18 protein-coding genes are annotated in these 17,479 nt (G+C 41.3%); 12 read left to right on the top strand and 6 right to left on the bottom strand.

Translation table 11 applies throughout. The features are described 5' to 3' along the window. The first annotated feature begins 261 nt into the window (after positions 1–261). The 7 genes from ATC1_RS05790 (at position 262) to ATC1_RS05815 (ending at position 6,377) form a co-directional block, all read left to right on the top strand. Complete coding sequence (locus tag ATC1_RS05790) at positions 262–1,482, top strand: DNA-methyltransferase (protein WP_062279245.1); 1,221 nt, start codon at positions 262–264, stop codon at positions 1,480–1,482. Next, positions 1,472–2,653 (top strand): CfrBI family restriction endonuclease, encoded by a 1,182-nt coding sequence (locus tag ATC1_RS05795; protein WP_062279246.1) that lies wholly within the window; start codon positions 1,472–1,474, stop codon positions 2,651–2,653. Before ATC1_RS05790 ends, ATC1_RS05795 begins: the two co-directional genes overlap by 11 nt. A 464-nt stretch (positions 2,654–3,117) precedes the next feature. Continuing rightward, the gene (locus ATC1_RS14820) at positions 3,118–3,291 is read left to right on the top strand and encodes a hypothetical protein (protein WP_154664739.1); all 174 of its coding nucleotides are present in this window, start codon (positions 3,118–3,120) and stop codon (positions 3,289–3,291) included. A 664-nt stretch (positions 3,292–3,955) separates the two neighbouring features. After that, positions 3,956–4,186 carry a hypothetical protein gene (locus ATC1_RS14920; RefSeq protein WP_062279248.1) on the top strand — a complete coding sequence of 77 codons (231 nt, stop codon included), beginning with the start codon at positions 3,956–3,958 and terminating at the stop codon, positions 4,184–4,186. Beyond that, positions 4,179–4,880, top strand: a complete 702-nt coding sequence (locus ATC1_RS05805) for a nucleotidyl transferase AbiEii/AbiGii toxin family protein (protein WP_062279250.1) — start codon at positions 4,179–4,181, stop codon at positions 4,878–4,880. Before ATC1_RS14920 ends, ATC1_RS05805 begins: the two co-directional genes overlap by 8 nt. A gap of 131 nt (positions 4,881–5,011) precedes the next feature. Beyond that, positions 5,012–5,359, top strand: coding sequence for a TIGR04076 family protein (locus tag ATC1_RS05810; RefSeq protein WP_062279252.1), 348 nt, complete (start codon positions 5,012–5,014; stop codon positions 5,357–5,359). 478 nt (positions 5,360–5,837) lie between these two features. Next, positions 5,838–6,377: a GNAT family N-acetyltransferase gene (locus ATC1_RS05815; protein WP_062279254.1), complete on the top strand. Its 540-nt coding sequence runs from the start codon at positions 5,838–5,840 to the stop codon at positions 6,375–6,377. 260 nt (positions 6,378–6,637) lie between these two features. Here the strand turns inward: ATC1_RS05815 and ATC1_RS05820 are convergent, their stop codons facing one another. Both ATC1_RS05820 and ATC1_RS05825 read right to left on the bottom strand, forming a co-directional pair. After that, positions 6,638–6,907 carry a Txe/YoeB family addiction module toxin gene (locus ATC1_RS05820; protein ID WP_236688118.1) on the bottom strand — a complete coding sequence of 90 codons (270 nt, stop codon included), beginning with the start codon at positions 6,905–6,907 and terminating at the stop codon, positions 6,638–6,640. Beyond that, complete coding sequence (locus ATC1_RS05825) at positions 6,900–7,178, bottom strand: type II toxin-antitoxin system Phd/YefM family antitoxin (protein WP_062279257.1); 279 nt, start codon at positions 7,176–7,178, stop codon at positions 6,900–6,902. The genes ATC1_RS05820 and ATC1_RS05825 overlap by 8 nt, the downstream gene beginning before the upstream one ends. A 479-nt stretch (positions 7,179–7,657) precedes the next feature. On the opposite strand from ATC1_RS05825, the gene ATC1_RS05835 reads away from it, so the two are divergent. Next, complete coding sequence (locus tag ATC1_RS05835; RefSeq protein ID WP_152024244.1) at positions 7,658–8,263, top strand: hypothetical protein; 606 nt, start codon at positions 7,658–7,660, stop codon at positions 8,261–8,263. A 348-nt stretch (positions 8,264–8,611) separates the two neighbouring features. Further along, on the top strand, positions 8,612–9,985 hold the full coding sequence (locus ATC1_RS05845) for an MATE family efflux transporter (protein WP_062279264.1): 1,374 nt from the start codon (positions 8,612–8,614) through the stop codon (positions 9,983–9,985). 144 nt (positions 9,986–10,129) lie between these two features. On the opposite strand, the gene ATC1_RS05850 is transcribed toward ATC1_RS05845, so the two are convergent. Beyond that, complete coding sequence (locus ATC1_RS05850; RefSeq protein ID WP_062279266.1) at positions 10,130–10,372, bottom strand: GlsB/YeaQ/YmgE family stress response membrane protein; 243 nt, start codon at positions 10,370–10,372, stop codon at positions 10,130–10,132. A 523-nt stretch (positions 10,373–10,895) separates the two neighbouring features. Here ATC1_RS05850 and ATC1_RS05855 point away from each other — a divergent pair. The 3 genes from ATC1_RS05855 (at position 10,896) to ATC1_RS05865 (ending at position 13,170) form a co-directional block, all read left to right on the top strand. Further along, positions 10,896–11,402: an SAM-dependent methyltransferase gene (locus ATC1_RS05855; protein WP_062279268.1), complete on the top strand. Its 507-nt coding sequence runs from the start codon at positions 10,896–10,898 to the stop codon at positions 11,400–11,402. Positions 11,403–11,621: 219 nt separating this feature from the next. Next, positions 11,622–12,137 carry a GyrI-like domain-containing protein gene (locus tag ATC1_RS05860; RefSeq protein WP_062279270.1) on the top strand — a complete coding sequence of 172 codons (516 nt, stop codon included), beginning with the start codon at positions 11,622–11,624 and terminating at the stop codon, positions 12,135–12,137. A gap of 148 nt (positions 12,138–12,285) precedes the next feature. Beyond that, a complete protein-coding gene (locus tag ATC1_RS05865) occupies positions 12,286–13,170 on the top strand; it encodes a helix-turn-helix transcriptional regulator (RefSeq protein WP_062279272.1) in 885 nt (294 codons plus the stop codon). Between the two features lie 38 nt (positions 13,171–13,208). Here ATC1_RS05865 and ATC1_RS05870 read toward each other — a convergent pair whose 3' ends face one another. From ATC1_RS05870 to ATC1_RS05880, 3 genes are all read right to left on the bottom strand, one after another. Then, positions 13,209–15,815, bottom strand: coding sequence for a PEP/pyruvate-binding domain-containing protein (locus tag ATC1_RS05870; RefSeq protein ID WP_062279274.1), 2,607 nt, complete (start codon positions 15,813–15,815; stop codon positions 13,209–13,211). Positions 15,816–15,883: 68 nt separating this feature from the next. Further along, positions 15,884–16,111, bottom strand: coding sequence for an AbrB/MazE/SpoVT family DNA-binding domain-containing protein (locus ATC1_RS05875; protein ID WP_062279276.1), 228 nt, complete (start codon positions 16,109–16,111; stop codon positions 15,884–15,886). A 235-nt stretch (positions 16,112–16,346) separates the two neighbouring features. Next, positions 16,347–17,426, bottom strand: a complete 1,080-nt coding sequence (locus tag ATC1_RS05880) for a PLP-dependent aminotransferase family protein (protein WP_062279278.1) — start codon at positions 17,424–17,426, stop codon at positions 16,347–16,349. Positions 17,427–17,479 lie beyond the last annotated feature (53 nt).

Raw genomic sequence — 17,479 nt, forward strand, 5'->3', positions numbered from 1 at the left:
ATGTTAGTTTTCAAAAGGTGATTGTGTATAATATTAAAAGAATGGGGGCGTTGCATGTTTGAGATAATCAAGTGTAATTGCAGTATAACATACATTTTATGATTGGATATACGGTGTAATTGCAGCGTATCAGAAGTCCGTATAATTAATAGTTGGCAAGCCCCTTACACAATTGGCATATAAAAACGGGGAGTTCCTCAATCTCTGATTTTCAGCCATTTTCCTACTATAATTTATTGGTAGAAATGGAGAATTCCCAAAATGGCTCGTAATAGTCAACTAATTTCGGAAGAAAGAGAATATTTAGTAATAAATGTTCAACAAGCCAAAGATATTGTAAAGGATTGGCTTTCAGAGATTGATCTTGTTCACGTTACAAAACTTGGCTTGCCAGAAGTTGACGACAGATACCATTATTGGCGTGTTCCTGTATGCGTCAAAAATGGCGAAAAAATTGGCGAAGTTGTAATTGACGCTTACAGTACCGAAATTATTCACTCTAAAACTACAAAGCCTGAAATCTTAACGGCTCGTTTGCTAAAGCAGGACGAATCGAAAATTATTGAGAAAAAGCAGAGTAAAAGGGAATACAGATTATCGAATCTCAGAAATACTGTCGGTTTTGGAGATTCGGCACATTTCCTTGAAGAAATGCCTGCCGAAAGCGTGGATTTAATTTTCACTTCGCCGCCTTACTACAATGCTCGTCCTGAATATTCAGAATATGAAGAATATGACGAATATCTTTTCAAAATGCGCCAAATTATTAGAAGAAGTCATAGGGTATTAGCGGAAGGAAGATTTTTTGTCATTAATGTATCCCCCGTTTTATTACGCCGTGCTTCAAGAAACGAATCATCAAAAAGAATTGCCGTTCCATTTGACTTCCACAGGATATTTATTGAAGAAGGTTACGATTTTATTGACGACATAATCTGGTTAAAGCCAGAAGGCGCAGGCTGGGCTACTGGACGTGGACGGCGATTTGCCGCAGATAGAAACCCTTTGCAATATAAGGCTGTGCCTGTGACCGAATATGTTTTAGTTTATCGAAAGCGCACCGATTTACTAATTGACTGGTTTATTAGAAATCATCCTGACAAACAAGTTATAGAAGATTCTAAAATACCTGATGGTTACGAAAAAACAAATGTTTGGAAGATAAATCCATCAACAAATTCTAAACATCCAGCCGCTTTTCCGAAAGAATTGGCTGAAAAAGTGATACGGTATTATTCTTTCAAAGGCGATGTAGTTTTAGACCCGTTTGCAGGCTCTGGCACTGTTGGGAGTGCTGCATCAGGATTAGGTAGAAGGTTTGTTCTTTTTGACAATAACCCTGATTACATAGAAATAATCCGAGAAGAGATTAAGTCTTGGAAAAACGTCAATTTGAACAATGTAATGTTTATAAATTGCGAGCCCGTTAAACCCATTCATAAACAGTTAGATTTGTTCAAGGCGGAGAAACATGATAATTGACGATTTATTTCCTGAAAAAGGAAAGTTGGTTCTGACCGCAAACGGTAAAGAATTTATCGAAAGACTTGGCGTAGAAACCGCACGACAGGTTATTCTTGCTGTGTTGCGGGGCGAAAATATTCGCACACAGACCGAGCCTTTAACACGCCGCCGAGTAGCAATCGCTACGGGTGCGATGGTTTATTTGTTTGCAAAGGGATGGGCAGAAATTGATAACTTCACAGAGAATTTGTCTGCCTTTGCGCTTGAACAAATGGATAATACGCCTCAATCGAAAAAAGATACATTTTGGCCAGCACAGTGGCTTATTGGATTAACAGGAAAAAGTATCCAAAATGTTCTGCGAAGCAATCCAGAATTACGCCAAAGTTATATTCAAGATTTTGAAAATGCTGTAGAAGAAGCCGCCAGAAGGTGTGAAGAAGATTTTGGCGAAATTTCAATGAGTCTTGGTTATGTTGTTGATGGAGAATTACGGCAAAGTGTCAGTGCTTTGAATTGGAAAGATTTAACACGCCTAACTACTGCAATTGGTGCAACGACTTTGACAATTCGTGGTTCTGAAAAATCCACTTACGGAAAATTATTTGAGCGTTTGATAATGGGGTCAGTTCTAACGATTCTTGGCTTTGAGCATGTAGAAAACTCCCAAAGTCCAAAGATAGAAAGAGTATTTTGGTTGTCCGATAGTTCGGATGTGAGAGAATGCGACGCCACGATTAGATTACGCCCTGGGAAATTAGCAAGATTTGACATCGGCTTTATTGGCAAAGGCAATCCCGAAATCATGAAAGACAAATTAACACGATATGCCAATGAAGTCGAGCAGAACGGAACAGCAAACTTTTCACAGACTTTTATTATTGTGGACAAAATGCCCGATACTACAAAGACGATTGAAGCCGCTAAAAAATCTGGCAGTGAGATTATTCAAATGAGTATGCAATTTTGGGCTTTAGAGTTAGCTAAACGTCTAAAAGCCCGACTTGGTTATAGTGCTGAAATACTATCTGTCCCAGAAGATGAATTAAGTGATTATATCGAGCAAAAACTACAACCTGTTCCAATATTGAATTTTCTCAATCCGACAAATACAAGAATTCAAGTAATACGGGAAGAAGCGCAACCCTATTTAATTTCAGAAGATGAAGAAGATTTTGAAGATGAATAGAGACTCTTAAAATGGCAAAAGAGTCTTGCAGTCAAAAGGCTTGCCAACATTGCGGGCAGGCGGACGGGCGGGGACGTTGCCCCGCCCAAAGGGATTCAGCCCCTTCAAGCATTTTCTACCTTTGGCTTTTTCCAGCCAACTCCCCCGCCCGCCGCTAACGTAAGCCATTAGATTAACGCTTTCACTTCCACAACGCGGACCGAGTCGGATATACGGGTATAAGTTCCGACCGGTGATGCAAGGGTAGCAATAGAAGCGTAATGCAAAACGCTCTCCATCTGGAGAGCGTTTTTTGTTGGGGCGTATAATACTATTTGCCTTTGTTAAAGCGGTAGAGTAAAAATCGAACCTGCCTGTTGACTGCAATATTTTCGGAATTCCATACAGTGAAAAAGACATGCTCTTTTATATATAGTGCTTCATAGTAGTTGTATTTTTTCCATATCAATCGATGGAGATTTCTTATGAATATCGTCTTTACAACGAGTCCAAACACATCGCTCGCTATTCCAATCCAGCTTTTATTTTGGGGTTTTGTTGCCGTATACGTGATTCACATTTTCGAAGAGTCGGTCTTAGGCGAAAATTTTGTCGATAAGGTACGCAAGAACTTTTTTCCTGTCTATGACTGGACATAATTCTTTTGGTTCAACACTTTTCTTCTAACTCTAAATGTGATGGCAATCATTTCATATGATATTGGCGGTGGGAGATGGATCATCTTTCCCCTATCTCTGGCAGTTGAGCGAATATTGAACGGAATATGGCATTTCGGAGAAACAATTGTCACCCATAAATTCTCTTCGGGGCTTCTTGCCAGCATATTAACATGGATTTTGGCTTACTTACTCATTCGCTATTCACTACTACCAGGAGAAATATCTTCGATTGACTTTTTCGTTGCATTTGCGATTGGTACACTCATCACAGTGCTTATGATCGGCTCATTGTTTATCATAAAATCAAAAACTATGAAGCATTCGGCAGGACGGCAATAATGAAGAATTTACGAACGCCACCCGAAAAAGTGTGCGCCTGACCTGTGGGATTCCGCGGCATTTTCCTCGCTTTGAGTATTTCCTGCTAACAAACCTTGTCCACGCCCGCCCACACGCAGGTAACGCAAGCAGTTAGATTGAAACTCCGACATCTCCCCTGCAGACCGAGTCGAATGTACGGATAGGCGCTGTGATCCCTTCGGTCGCAAGCTCCGGCAAGTGTTGAAAGCAGCAACATACAACTTCCTGGACCCAATACAAATCTCAGAAAAATAGCGGGATTTTTTTGTTGTATAATTTTTTTATGAAGAAAGTTATTTTTCCACCTCGTCATATTGTCTGGAGTAAGGCTGAAATTGATGGTGCTGACCCCTTTCAGCGACGCTGGTTATTGCAGCAAACGCTGCTTTATGGAACGGCTGATGATATTCGCCGTCTGGATTTGGATGAAGTGGCGCAACAAATCGATTATCTCCATTTACCTTTATATATTGAACGCTTGTGGCGTTCTTTTCTTAAAATACGATATGCCTAATCCAAAACTCACATTACCCAATTCTCATGGCCTGCTCACACCTTTGCAGCAGGTTTTTTTACAGGTTTTTGCAGAGCTTCCCGACCAGGAACAATTTTACCTGACTGGGGGTACTGCCCTATCAGAGTTTTACTTGGGGCACCGCCTATCATATGACCTGGATTTTTTCACAGGTGTGGATGGATTGGTGCTACCGTTTTCATTTCAGTTGGAAGAGCTTATGAAGCAACAAGGTCTTCATATCCGGGTTTTACGCCGCTTTGCAAGTTATGTAGAATTATCTGTTTCACAAGAAGAAGAAATCCTCAAAATTGACCTGGCGCTGGATTCTCCCTTTCGTTTTGAGCCGCCTGTACTGTGTCCTCCAGGAATTCAGGTAAACAACTTTTCAGATCTTTGTGTGGATAAACTTTTGGCATATTATGGACGAGCCGAGCCACGCGATGCGGTTGACCTTTATGCAATTTTACAAACTGAGTCATTTGACCAATTGTTGGAGAGAGCAGCACAAAAAGATGAAGGATTTGATACATACTGGTTTGCCATTGCACTGAATCGCTGCCTCGACTTTCCTGACGAACCGGAACAATGGCCTGTTAATATGCTTATTCAATGGAATCCCCAACAGATCAAAAAATTATTTGAATCCTGGGCTGTTCGTCTGATGGAAAGATTAAAACCATCCAATTCATAGAATAATTATTGCCGCCTACCGGCTGTACAGAATTTATGTTCTCCAGTATGATCCTCTTTGAGGTTTTTTCATAAAGTATATAACGTGGAAATAATATGCCAATTTGACAAACAATTATCTGGAGGTTGATCGTGAAGAAATGGTATGACGAAGAGTATGAATGGGAAATCGAAGTGACAGGGTTTCTTCGAGGTGACCGTACAGAGCGGTATTGCCGTAATGGCGAGGAAATTGGAGATAAGTACACCTGCACTTATGGCTGCCCTGTCAACAAGGATGGTCAAGGTATTTGTTCGAAAGTGATGATGATGATGTTCCCCATCATGGAGGCTGTGCGGAGCGGAGGCGATTTAGAGAACATCGGTGGGGATAGCAGATATAGCAAAGAAATTGTATGTCCGGATGGTTGCGTTATGTTTCGGATGACTGCAAAGAAACTTGGAAACGAGAATTTTTTTAAGGGTAATTTTGCTAATTAGCTTTACAATTCGGTGCAATTTGTGTTTAAGCTATAACTCATCCCTACAGGTTTATTGAATCATGGAATTTTTTATCACGATTATCCTTACATTGGAAATGATAATGATGATCAGACAACCGTTTTCAACTTGAAATCAGAATCAGTATATAACACACATAGATTGATACATCTACCATCCCAGCATGTGCCGAATATCTTATACAGGTAAAAATCTTGAAGAAGAAAAATTCTTCGATGGCGATGAGAATATGGAAACCTTATTTATGATTTGAATCGTTTTTATTATCGGAAGATCTTTTTTTCTGCAAAACAAATTTATGCTTTTTTCGACTCTTCGGCACATTTGGCATACAATTTTCCATGACCTGGAATACCAGGGCAGACTAACTTTGAGTTTTTCCTGCTCCCATTCCGATTATACGCCCGTTTACTCAGAATAACTCAAACCCTTAGGCATCTGATACAGGACCGAAATCATGGTCAATACAAATATTAGACTGACGCGAGAACAAGATATTCGTTTACTGCCAGACATAGAACGTTCTGCCGGTGAAAGCTTTCGAAAGTTGCCTGAGCTTGCATGGATAGCAGACGATTGTGTTATGTCGGCCGAAACTCACTTACAGTATGTCAAGAAAGGCACATCCTGGGTAGCAGCTGCAGATGAGAAAATTGTAGGCTTCATATGCGCAGAATTTATCGAGAGGGATTTGCACATTTGGTTGTTGGCGGTTCGACAGGAATGGCAATGTCATGGAATTGGTCGGAGATTAATGGAAACTGCCATTAAATATGCACAAAGCAAAAAATTCGAATTTGTGACGCTTACCACGTTCCGAGAGGTACCCTGGAATGAGCCTTTCTATCGTTCATTAGGGTTCGAAGTCATCGAAACGACAATGATGGAACCGCGACTTGAACAAATACTTCAAGAAGAAATCCAACATGGAATTCCAGGCGTTTTGCGGTGTGCTATGCAGCTTTCTGTTTCACCTGCAGATGGAGATAATACATAATAACGAGTTTTCTTGATTAATTCGAGAGATTGGTTTGTTTTTAGAAATGCTGGTAATAAGACAGGATGTTTCGCTTTGCAAGCTATAAGCATATAATCAAGCGTTTTGTAATTTTGCAGCACCTTTTGCAAAGAGAGAAAATTTATTATTGTTGTCTTTTTGTTCTTTGTGAAAAACGCACAATAATTAATAATTCTTTCTAAATTTTGAATTGCTGTCAATCCTAGCAAGATGTTGTCTTTTTTTATCGAAACATATTTTTAATAATGGTATCTTGCCTGTAAGAAATCGATCTGATGATCTCGAACGAGATAAACAATTCGATGCTCCTGGGTTAGCCTTCTTGACCATGCTCCCGGTGCGAGATATTTAAGAGGTTCAGGTTTGCCGATTCCTTTGAATGGATCTCGTAAAATGGCCTCGATCAGATCGAAAGCTCTGATCGCAAATTTCCGGTCAGTTTCCACCAAGAAACGCAGATCTTCGATAAATTCTGGCTGGAATACTGCGGTGCGCACCTTTTTACTCAAGATCAACCTCGCGCCGCAATGCGTCAACCGTCAATGGTTGAGTTTCATTTTTTAATGCTCTGCCAAGCGCAGAAAGCAATCGTTCGGCATTAGCCGGTGAGCGCAGAAGGTAAGCTGTTTCCATCAAGCTTTCTAATTCTGAAGCAGCGATCATTGCTACTTCTTCTTCGCCCCTGCGCTGAATCACAACAACTTCACGGTTTTGTGTTACCTGATCCATCAGCTTTGCCAGTCCATCACGTGCTTGTGTATAATTAGTTTGAATTGTCATATTTTACTCCTATCTGTACAGTATTACTGTACAGTATAGCTACTGGTTTGTCAAGGTATAACATTCAACAATTCGAAAAGTCAATGCATATTTCGAAATGCTGTATAACATTCATATGATCCAGAAGACTTATCATTTTAATCAGTCAAAAATAGCATCAAACCACTGACCTATGACCGATCTATTTGGTCCGCGCCAAAGTGGAAAAACTACTCATGCGCGGCAATTCGATCAAATCACGCTTCGTCTTCAGAATCGAATTTTGCACCTTTCTGTAGTTTGAATCGTAATCCATAGTGTGGTGCATCTGAATCAGCAATTTAAAAATTTGAAAAGTTTTTTGAGAAATAAGAGAAAACTTGTTGTTGTGTTGCTTTTGCGCGAAGCGCAAAAGCAACACAACAACAAATAATTTTTTCCCATACTTCGAATCGCTGCATCAGAATCAAATCAAAAGGAAAAGAGTTGAGGTAGATCCAATGTCCATGAGGAAAAGCGAGCGCATCCTGCTCCATTTAACCAATATCACGCTAATCGTTTTTTTCGCTTATTCGATATGCTTTCTTGCAGTCTATCCGATTAACAGCAGTTTTTCGCCCATCGCTGGAATGATCGGACTGGTTGCAGGACTGGTGATCTGGCGCATACAGCGCGATCGATTGCTGCATCTGCTGCTGAATCATCGAGGATATCAATTGGCGGTTCAAATCATTCTGATGATCGGATTATTTGGATTTTTCATGGGTGTTCCCGTTTTCAATCTTCTTCCAGGTATCTTGATAACATTTGTGTTTGGTTTACATGCAAGACTGAATCAGAAATCTGAATCTGATTTTCGTCATGACTTGAAAAAGATTCAATGGGTGAATCTGATGATTTTACTTCTTTTTCTGGCAGCCTCTGCTGTGATTGCAGTAAGAGACCCGTATACCGGAGCGAATTTGAAAGGGATGTTTGGATTGCGCCAGGACGTATCCCGAGCCCAAATTTACTGGATCATCTTCCTGGGCGGCGCTGGATTATTGGGGCTGCAGTGGCTGCTTGAATCAATAATCAGCCGATGGATTTTCCATAGACGTCCCTGATATTTCAGCTTTAAAAAAATCCATAAAATAAATGTCCGGAACAACAACAAAGAATCCTTCCCAATTTTCAAATTGCTGCAACGAAAACCAGTTCATCATTTCTTTTGTGGTATAACGAATACGCTTAGTTGTTATTGGAATGAGCGTTATCTGAATTGTCCAAAAACAACAATTCGAAATATAGACCTGCTATTCGAATCAGGCGTGAAAAACCTGGTGCTAGGAAACGCAAAGATATCAGCATTAATGAATGTTCCCCATTTTTCGAATTGCTGGTTCAATATCACAAAAGAGAAGATGCTGCATTAAAATGTTATTTTTTAAAAACCAAACAATCTGGAACGTGTGATGATTGAAAACATCCGCGAACGTGAAAAAGCCATTTTCGAGACACTGCCGATTCCGAAAGCAGTCATCGCATTGGCTGTGCCTACCATGATCGGTCAGATTATTACAATTGTTTATAATCTCGCCGATACCTGGTTTATTGGATTGACGAATGATCCTGCTAAGGTGGCATCGATAACCATCTGCATGCCGGCATTTATGGTATTAACGGCAATTGCAAATCTGTTCGGAATCGGAGGGGCCAGTCTTATTTCCCGGTCTTTGGGTGTCCGGAATCGTTTGCGGGCAGGAAATGCCGCTTCCTTTGCAGTTTTTAACTGCGCAGGAATTGCAGCTTTATACGCTATTGTATTGTTGATTTTCCGTAGGCCGATACTTTCCTTTTTGGGAAGTACTGAAAGCGATGTTTCGTATAGTTATACGTATTTGTTCTGGACGGTCATTGTCGGAGCTGTACCGACAGTAATGAATTCCCTGTTTGGGCACTTGGTACGATCGGAAGGTGCATCACGTCAGGCGGGATTTGGCATTTCTTTGGGCGGTATTCTTAACATCCTGCTGGACCCGCTGTTTATGTTCTATTTGCTGCCGGAAGGCAATGAAGTCGCCGGTGCAGCAATAGCAACGATGATTTCCAATGTGATTGCAAGCGTATATTTTATTCTTTTTATCCGTAAACGCAGAGAGACCAGTGTTATCACATTTAGACCGACTGTAGAAAGTTATCGAAATGGAATACCAGGAGAGGTAATCTCAGTTGGAATTCCTGCAGCTCTGATGAATTGTTTGGCTTTATTATCCAATATCACAGTCAATAATTTAATCTCGGTTTACCGCAGTCAAGCGATTCTTGCCGGTATGGGTATTGCAAAAAAAATCAATATGCTGGTTTTTCAAATGACCCAGGGGATCGCACAGGGAGTACTGCCATTAATTGGATATAACTATGCAGCCAGAAATTTCCGCAGGATGAAGTTGTCTATCGTGACGGTTTTTGGAGCTGCGTTTATTTTTTCTGTTTGCAGTATGATCCTGGCATTTCTTTACCCGAACGTTTTTATTTCTTCCTTTATTAAAGATCATGAAACAGTAATGTATGGTGTTCGTTTCATCAAGATACTCAGTCTTGGATTTCCATTTACGGCTATCAGCTATACTGGAGTGACGGTTTTTCAAGCTATCGGGAAGAAATTCCCTGCTACACTCGTGGCTGTGCTGCGCAAAGGGGTTGTCGATATTCCAATGATGTTTTTCTTGTCAAAGATTCTTCCGCTGGACGGTATTGCCTGGGCGACACCTTTGGCTGACTTTACCGCATCTTTGGTCACAATTATTCTTTTCTTGATTACCTTCAGAAAAATCTGGCAACAATAAAAAAACTTCAATTTACGAAAGATAAATTGAAGTTTCTGACGATTTGTTTTGAGAAATAATGTAGTTGATCATGCAGTTCAGATGCAGGGGAATACCAGCCAAACCGCCGACTGATTATTTTTTTATGGAGTGAAATTTACTGCTTCAGATTTTTTTGAAGATACGGATCAAGTACAAAAGTAAAATTGCTCCGACTAGTGCTGCGGCAACCGATCCGATAAAACCGCCGAAGGAAATATTGAGGAAATCAAATACATAACCTCCGATGACAGCGCCGACGACACCGACAATCAAATTGCCGATCAGACCAAATCCACCGCCTTTCATAATTTTGCCGGCCAGCCATCCGGCGATCAATCCGACAACCAAAAAAGAAAAAATATTCATCTTGTTTATTGATTCTCCTTATTCGTAAAATTGGCAGGTTGTGACGCATTCATGTACCGAATTTTGATTGTCAGCAACAAATCCTGTTTCTCTCTGCCTGTCTCGATTCCCTTCATCATTCATTTTACCAAAAATCCTGATGCCCTGACCTGTTCTTCGGCCAGCAAATCAAAATAAGAGAAGGATTATTTTTTATTGAATTTGCGTGAAGAGCAAAAACATAATAGCAAATAATTTCTCTCATAATTTGACAAGCCAACCGAAATTCGAAAGATCAGTCTGCCTTTCGAATAGCTATTGGTATATACGGAAAAATGGTCAGTTGGATGCAAAGATACAAGGAATCATTTCCAGATTTGCCATCGCTGCCAATCCATGTCCTCTGTTAACGTTTCAGCAGCAATTTTGATCAAATGAATGGTATTTTTCAATATAATCCGATCGATTATGAGCAATTCGGGTCAGGTGTTTATTGGTCTTCCAGCGTATGATTCGTTCATCAAATCAACAGGAGGAATTTGTTATGTCAGAAAAAAAAGAACTTCATCAGAGTTTCTCAGTTTTCACAGTTGGTTCTGTTCAGGTATCAGAAATGGATGGGTTTTTTGCCGTAAAACTGCTTCCAGAATTCAGAGAAGCAATGGAAGGACTCGATCAATTTCAGCATGTCAACGTGCTCTGGTGGGCAGATCGACAGGATTCGCCGCAGGCTCGGCATACGCTGCTGACAGAATTACCCTATGCTCCCGGAATTCAAGCGGGCGTTTTTGCCTGTCGCAGTGAATATCGTCCAAATCCAATTGGAATCACAATCTCACAAATTCTGGAAATTGATAAAAGTCAGGGGATTGTCCGATTAGCATGGATTGACGCGTTTGATGGCACCCCTGTTTTGGATCTCAAACCCTACTTGCCGGTATCAGACCGTGTACGATATGTGTCGGTCGCGGATTGGATGAAGGACTGGCCTGTCTGGATGGAGGACGCCGGCGAGTATTTTGCAAGTAATCCGACAAATTTTGGCGAATAAACATTAAAACATTCTCCTCTTTCGAATAGCAGCTGCTCATTCTTCGGAAATTCGAATTCCAGATTTTCTATTCGAACCAAATGGGAATAACTTGTTATTGTGATGTTTTTACTCTTTCCGTAAAAACATCACAATAAGATAGAATCCTGCGCTTATTTGGAATTGCTGTTCGTTCATTCATAGAATCGTTTGGAATATAATTGAAAAGAAAGGCAAAAAATGATCCCGATCATCTCTGAACCCAGACAAATACTGCTCGCCGGAATGTCCTTCTATGGAGATCCTTTTGATATACATGCCGGATGGGATGAGGAAAATCGAATCGGTGAACTCTGGAATCGATGGATGCGGTTCCTTTACCATAACCCCTTTTGTCAAAATCTTGCTGCTGAAATGCCGGGATTCTATGAGGTTCATTTATATGATGAAGACACGGCAGAAAAAGGATTGTTTGAGGTTTTTGTCGGCATAGCAATTATGGAGTCGGTTCTTCATAAAATTCCTGAAAACCTGTGTCTGAAAAATCTGCCGGAAAGCAAATATGCTATTTTTACATTGCAGGGGATGGATATTAAATCGGACTGGGAAAATACCATTCAGCTCAGCCTTTTGGAATCCGGTCTTCAGCGAAACGATTCCTATAATTTCCAATATTATGATGAGCGATTCAAAGGAATTCAGCATATTGAATCTTCGATATTGGATGTTTATATTCCGATCAAAAATCTCCAATAACCCATGCGATTCTGCAATTGGGAATAGTGAATTGTTTTTTACAAAGCGCATAAAACAATTCAACAACGAATAATTCTTCCAATATTTTGAATTATTGCATGCGATCGATCTATCGTAACGAATCCTTATCATTTTCTTAGGGTAACTGATGAATGAACCGCTTGAATCAATTTATGATGCGATAGAGTTCTTCGAAGATCATCTATATGAAAATGTAACTGTTGCGCAAACCGCAGATTTCATTGGATATTCCTTATTTCATTTTATCCGCATGTTCAACCGGATAGTTCATCATACACCTTATGATTATCTGATTCGCCGTCGTTTGAGCGAGTCTGCTCGTATCTTAACGAACAGTCATCGCCGGATTACGGATATTGCCCAGGATTTCTGTTTTCAAAACCAGGAAAGTTATTCTCGTGCATTTAAACGGATGTTTGATATGCAGCCAAGCCAATGGCGTGAGGAAGCGCCATCAGAGGAATTCGTGCTGATGCCTAAGATAACCTTAGCCGATTTAGCTTTTCGCAACAGTGATTTTTTTCGTTCTCCTGAATTGTTTATTTGGAGTGAAACCCGATATCAGGGGTTGATGACAAAAATCATAGAGGATAAAAATGGGTTGCAGGAATGGGAAAATTCACTTGCTGCTGATCTGAAAAATTGCCTTTCCGATGTCAGTGCCTCACCGCAGGTAACGATAACGTTTTCGGTCAATTCAGATTGGAGGAATCGGTATGAATTCATCGGCATTGAAAAGCATAAAAACCAAAGGCAAACTCTGAATTTAGTCGAACGAATTGTTCCTGCAGGAAATTATGCCGGAATCTTTTATCCGGTGGATTTTTTCAAGGAAGCGCGAACCTACCTGTTCTTTACATGGTTTCCGGCTGTCTGCTGCCGCGCAACATGCCACGAATTTTTCTTGCTTTCTTTTTCGGTCTTATCCTCTCAAGGAAGGCAACTCTTTGTTCCCGTTGTTATCTCAGAAAAATCAAATATCCGATTGAAGGATTCCCGTGCAGCAATCTGAAATCCGGATTGATTTATCGAATCAATCCAGAAAATTTGTTATTCTTTTTTCGTAAGTATTTGAACACATCCTTTTCCTCCATCCACTCGAACCCTGTCACCCGTTTCCAATCGCATGGTTGCATCTTTACAGCCCACGACAGCCGGAATGCCCAGTTCACGGGCGACAATGGCTGCATGACTGAGCGGAGCGCCAAGATCGGTAACGATTGCTGCTGCTCTTGGGAAGAGCGGTGTCCAGCCAATGTTGGTCATCGTTGTCACCAGGATTTCACCAGTCTGAAATTGACTGCTTTCTTCAAACGAATTCAATTTGCGAACAGTACCCTCGACGATACCCAGCGCTCCGGCAAATCCATGAAGCGTATCAGAATGGTCCGGATTTCCAATTTCTGCGACACGTTGAGTTTGCGCATCGTATACATCCGTTCTTCGATTAGGATCGGAGCCCCAGGTGAACGGATCAAATCGGCCGCAGATCAATGCTGGATAAGGCGGCAGAGCACAATATTGTTGAAAGGTCTCTTTTCGGATCGGAATCAGCGCCATAACGTTAGAATTTTCTCGACCGGACAAAAGTTCTAATACTTCGTCAATCGTCAGGTAAAAAATTTCATCTGCAATTCCAAGCAAGCTGCCTGCACGAAGCGCAAACGTTCGTAACACGGTCATGCAGCGTGTCGCTTCTGATCGAACTGCTTCCCGCTGATATGCAGCTTTTGCAGCCTGGAAGATCCTTTTTTGGAAAGGTGATGCCTGACGTGGATTCTGGCTGCTGAATCGCTGCCAGGCTTTGTCAAATGCGTTTTTCTGTTGTTGCCGCAATACGTCCAAATTAACAGGATTCTTTTCCCATTCTTCCAACTGCGAATCAAGCCATTTCGGATCTTCTGCCGGGCGTGGCCAGGCCGCTTCACCTTCATTCACGCCGCGATGTCCATACGCTTCCATATAAGCTTCCTGTGTCATTTTTCCGTTCAGAATCATTCCCAATCCGATTGCCGGTCCCATACTTTCAAATTGCCCGGATAATCCGCTGAGATTGGACAGCAGCGCATTGACAACATCCGGATCGGCGTATTGAAGCAGATCCCGTTCCAGTTTGACCTGCTGGTCGGATGCTGCAGCGACTACGTGAATCAAAGAATCCCGGTACAGCGGGAAAACCTCTTGATTCCATAGGTTCAGCAAACCCTCTTTTGTTGTCGTGTTCTTTATCTTGTTGTTGAGCTCTTTGCATCGTGCAGCATTTCCTGCAAGGAAGCGTTTTTCTTTTTTACGATAAGCAGCAAACATGCGGCTGGATCGAAGTAATCCAGGAAGCACATTCTGACTCCATTCGGAACTGGTCAACGGAATGAGAGGAATTTCCAGATCTTCTGGAATCTCACCCCACCATCCTGAGATTTCGCGATACGCACGATGTGCATCACCTTTGAAAAAACGCGCAAAAGCGGATACCTGTACGCTGATATTGGCATAAAACCTGCCGCCAATAATGCCATTTAAAGAGTAGTTTTTCACCGATAGCGAAGGTCCGCCATGACCGTCCAGATATGAATGCAGCGATGCCGTAAAGGGCGTCAATACTTCCGGGCTTGCCTCCATCAGATTGGTCGCCGACCAAAGAAAATTTCCTTTATGCGAGTCGTTCCACACGCCACGGATCGGATCAAAATTGTTCAAGGTCGTTATGGGACGCGCTTGCAGAATGGCGACTTCCTTTCCTTTCGATGCCCATTCAATATCTTGCGGACACCCTGCTGCATTTTCAATTGCATGAGCGTATCTGTGCAGATTTTTAATGATGGGAGCGATTTCTTCCGGACCATGATAGGATCCCTGCGGCCGGTCAATGCTGAATTCTGATGCAGAAATTTCTCCGGAAACCAGTTTTTCACCTAATCCGCTTGTATAATTACCGGTCATTTGCGAAAGATTTCCTGTCAGCGGATTCACTGTAAATAATACGCCTGCAAAATCGGGCTGAATCATTTTTTGGATGACAACAGCAATGGAATACTCATCATTCTGCAGCCCTTGTGCCAGACTGTAACTTTTTACACGCTGGCTGTGTCTGGATTTCAATACGGTTTGGATAGCTTCACGTATCTCCTGATCGGATCTTATATCCAATACACTTTCAAATTCTCCGGCAAAAGAGGCTTTTTGCGAATCCTCAACCGCTGCTGATGAACGAATTGCAAACGGAATGGTTTTCCCTTTCCTTAAACGGGTCAATTGTTCTCGTACAGCCTGCCATGCTTCTTCGCGCAGATCATCCTGAATAAAGGCTTCCGGCAATAAAATGCAACCATCCGGAATCGGGTAACCGGATTGGAATAATTTCGCCAGGCTCAAACCTTTTCCGCCGGCTGCAGGTGCAAGGCTGGATTCAAGCGGGAAACTTCCGAAAGCATAGACCCCATGCGTATTGATTCGTTGATTTGCTTTTTGAAGTTGATTCAGCAGAAATACTGTCAGCCAATGAAACAACAGATTCCCCAGAGTTCCGGCTAACATGGACAGAATGACTAAGGAGAGTATGCTCTTAATCCCGCTAAAGCGGATAAAGGAAAGGGCAAATGCAGTGGCACCCAACCCACTAATTATTTTCGTAATGATTTCTTGCTTAATTTTGTTCATATGTAAGGCTCATGTTCGAAACGAAATGCAACTTTTTTTTTTGCCAATGACTTTTTGATGTTGGTTACTTATTCTTTTTCTTTTTTGTCCAGCATCGCGAATAACTCAGGGCTTTTTTCCAGAAATGACGATGCTTTCACAAACGCCAATCCATGATCCAGGTCTCCAAATACGAGAATTTTTTCGCCGACATCAATTTGAAAATCACGTCTCGCTTCTGCTGGAATAACAACCTGTCCTCTGTCGCTGACAGTGATTGCGCCGTAAAATCGTTTTTTGTCAGATGGTTTTGTCATTACTTCACTCCGTGTAAGATATATCTTGTAAACAAGAAATATCTTACATCTGTTTGGTATAAATGTCAATCTGCAGTTAGTGATTCGGAATATGAAGAGAATTGCTTGATATTGAGTTGTTTTTATTAATCCGCGAAAAATAACAGGAAAACAGGTTTTTTCTCTTTTCTCAAGCGAGGTTTATAAATGTTAAATCGTTAATTAGGGGGTGAAAAAGAAGATGTTGGGAAAGAATTTAGTTTTCTGAAGATACGCGTTTGCCGCTCTTGCACAAATAAACCAGATTATATGCAAGGTAATCTAATTGGGTTCGATTTAAGCGCTGATCAATTACGAGGGTCAGGATTGTCCGAGCCATATTCGTTGCAATAGCATTTTGATTGAGACGCGGATCGGACAGTAATCCATTCCAATGGATGGTTAAGCCGATACCATTTTTACCTAATTGGTCGAAAAGCCAGTCCCTTGAAATTCCGGAGACATAAACTGGCAGGCCGAGCGGCATGTTATCTGTCTGCAGCGAGGTAAATATTGGTTTTAATTCGCAAATTCCAGAAATTTGTTCCAGTAAATAACTGTAATTTTCCTGTCGCTTTGTTTTGATCTGCTTCCAGTCTAATTGTTCGATGTAAAAACGCTCCTGAGAATTTCCTTCGATTATCCAATCGGTTTCATAGAACGTTTCTGCGAGATTATATAAATCGACTAATTCCTCGTATCGACCCCAGCCGCGAAACACGTAATCTGCCATGAGTTTTCGATATCTGCGGATAACCGGCAGCCTGTGATTAAACGAATTGTCTTGTTGATCCCGATGCATCATCAGATCGGTTGTTGTTGAAAGATACCCGCCATCATAAGGAGCTAATTTCCGAATGGAATTAAAAACAAAATCCCCGAATTGATGAGGATTAAATCCGGCTTGCGCATTGTCTTCAATCAGCAGTTTTCCATGATGCTGGAGATTTTTCAGAAAAGTCTGTTCATATTCTGAATGGAAAAAGCCGAAATAGTTGATAAAGTAAACAACTTGATGATGGATGGCTTTCCTATCCAAGTCTTCCAGGTCGATGGAAAAATCGGGAAGAACCTGGTAATAATCGCAATGCAGGCCGCATCGTTCCAACGTAGAAACGATGGTCGGGCAGAGATAGGAAGGCAATAAAACGCGGTTGATTCCATGATTGATTAAAAACCGGCTGATGACGATCAGACATGCTTTTCCTCCATTGAGAAAAAGCATGTCTTTTGGTAAAACGGATCGATTCGTCGTATTCCATCGATCATCGTAAAAGAATTCACCGCCGATAACCATAAAACATTTCCATATAAATTCTTTTTGACTGATTCAAAGTTTATTCCAAACGA

The sequence above is a fragment of the Flexilinea flocculi genome, assembly GCF_001192795.1.
Lineage (GTDB): Bacteria > Chloroflexota > Anaerolineae > Anaerolineales > Anaerolineaceae > Flexilinea > Flexilinea flocculi.

Coding starts and splice junctions, on each gene's coding strand:
- ATC1_RS05790 (WP_062279245.1), top strand. CDS start 262: ATGGCTCGTAATAGTCAACTAATTTCGGAAGAAAGAGAATATTTAGTA.
- ATC1_RS05795 (WP_062279246.1), top strand. CDS start 1,472: ATGATAATTGACGATTTATTTCCTGAAAAAGGAAAGTTGGTTCTGACC.
- ATC1_RS14820 (WP_154664739.1), top strand. CDS start 3,118: ATGAATATCGTCTTTACAACGAGTCCAAACACATCGCTCGCTATTCCA.
- ATC1_RS14920 (WP_062279248.1), top strand. CDS start 3,956: ATGAAGAAAGTTATTTTTCCACCTCGTCATATTGTCTGGAGTAAGGCT.
- ATC1_RS05805 (WP_062279250.1), top strand. CDS start 4,179: ATGCCTAATCCAAAACTCACATTACCCAATTCTCATGGCCTGCTCACA.
- ATC1_RS05815 (WP_062279254.1), top strand. CDS start 5,838: ATGGTCAATACAAATATTAGACTGACGCGAGAACAAGATATTCGTTTA.
- ATC1_RS05825 (WP_062279257.1), bottom strand. CDS start 7,178: ATGACAATTCAAACTAATTATACACAAGCACGTGATGGACTGGCAAAG.
- ATC1_RS05835 (WP_152024244.1), top strand. CDS start 7,658: ATGTCCATGAGGAAAAGCGAGCGCATCCTGCTCCATTTAACCAATATC.
- ATC1_RS05845 (WP_062279264.1), top strand. CDS start 8,612: ATGATTGAAAACATCCGCGAACGTGAAAAAGCCATTTTCGAGACACTG.
- ATC1_RS05850 (WP_062279266.1), bottom strand. CDS start 10,372: ATGAATATTTTTTCTTTTTTGGTTGTCGGATTGATCGCCGGATGGCTG.
- ATC1_RS05855 (WP_062279268.1), top strand. CDS start 10,896: ATGTCAGAAAAAAAAGAACTTCATCAGAGTTTCTCAGTTTTCACAGTT.
- ATC1_RS05860 (WP_062279270.1), top strand. CDS start 11,622: ATGATCCCGATCATCTCTGAACCCAGACAAATACTGCTCGCCGGAATG.
- ATC1_RS05865 (WP_062279272.1), top strand. CDS start 12,286: ATGAATGAACCGCTTGAATCAATTTATGATGCGATAGAGTTCTTCGAA.
- ATC1_RS05870 (WP_062279274.1), bottom strand. CDS start 15,815: ATGAACAAAATTAAGCAAGAAATCATTACGAAAATAATTAGTGGGTTG.
- ATC1_RS05875 (WP_062279276.1), bottom strand. CDS start 16,111: ATGACAAAACCATCTGACAAAAAACGATTTTACGGCGCAATCACTGTC.
- ATC1_RS05880 (WP_062279278.1), bottom strand. CDS start 17,426: ATGGTTATCGGCGGTGAATTCTTTTACGATGATCGATGGAATACGACG.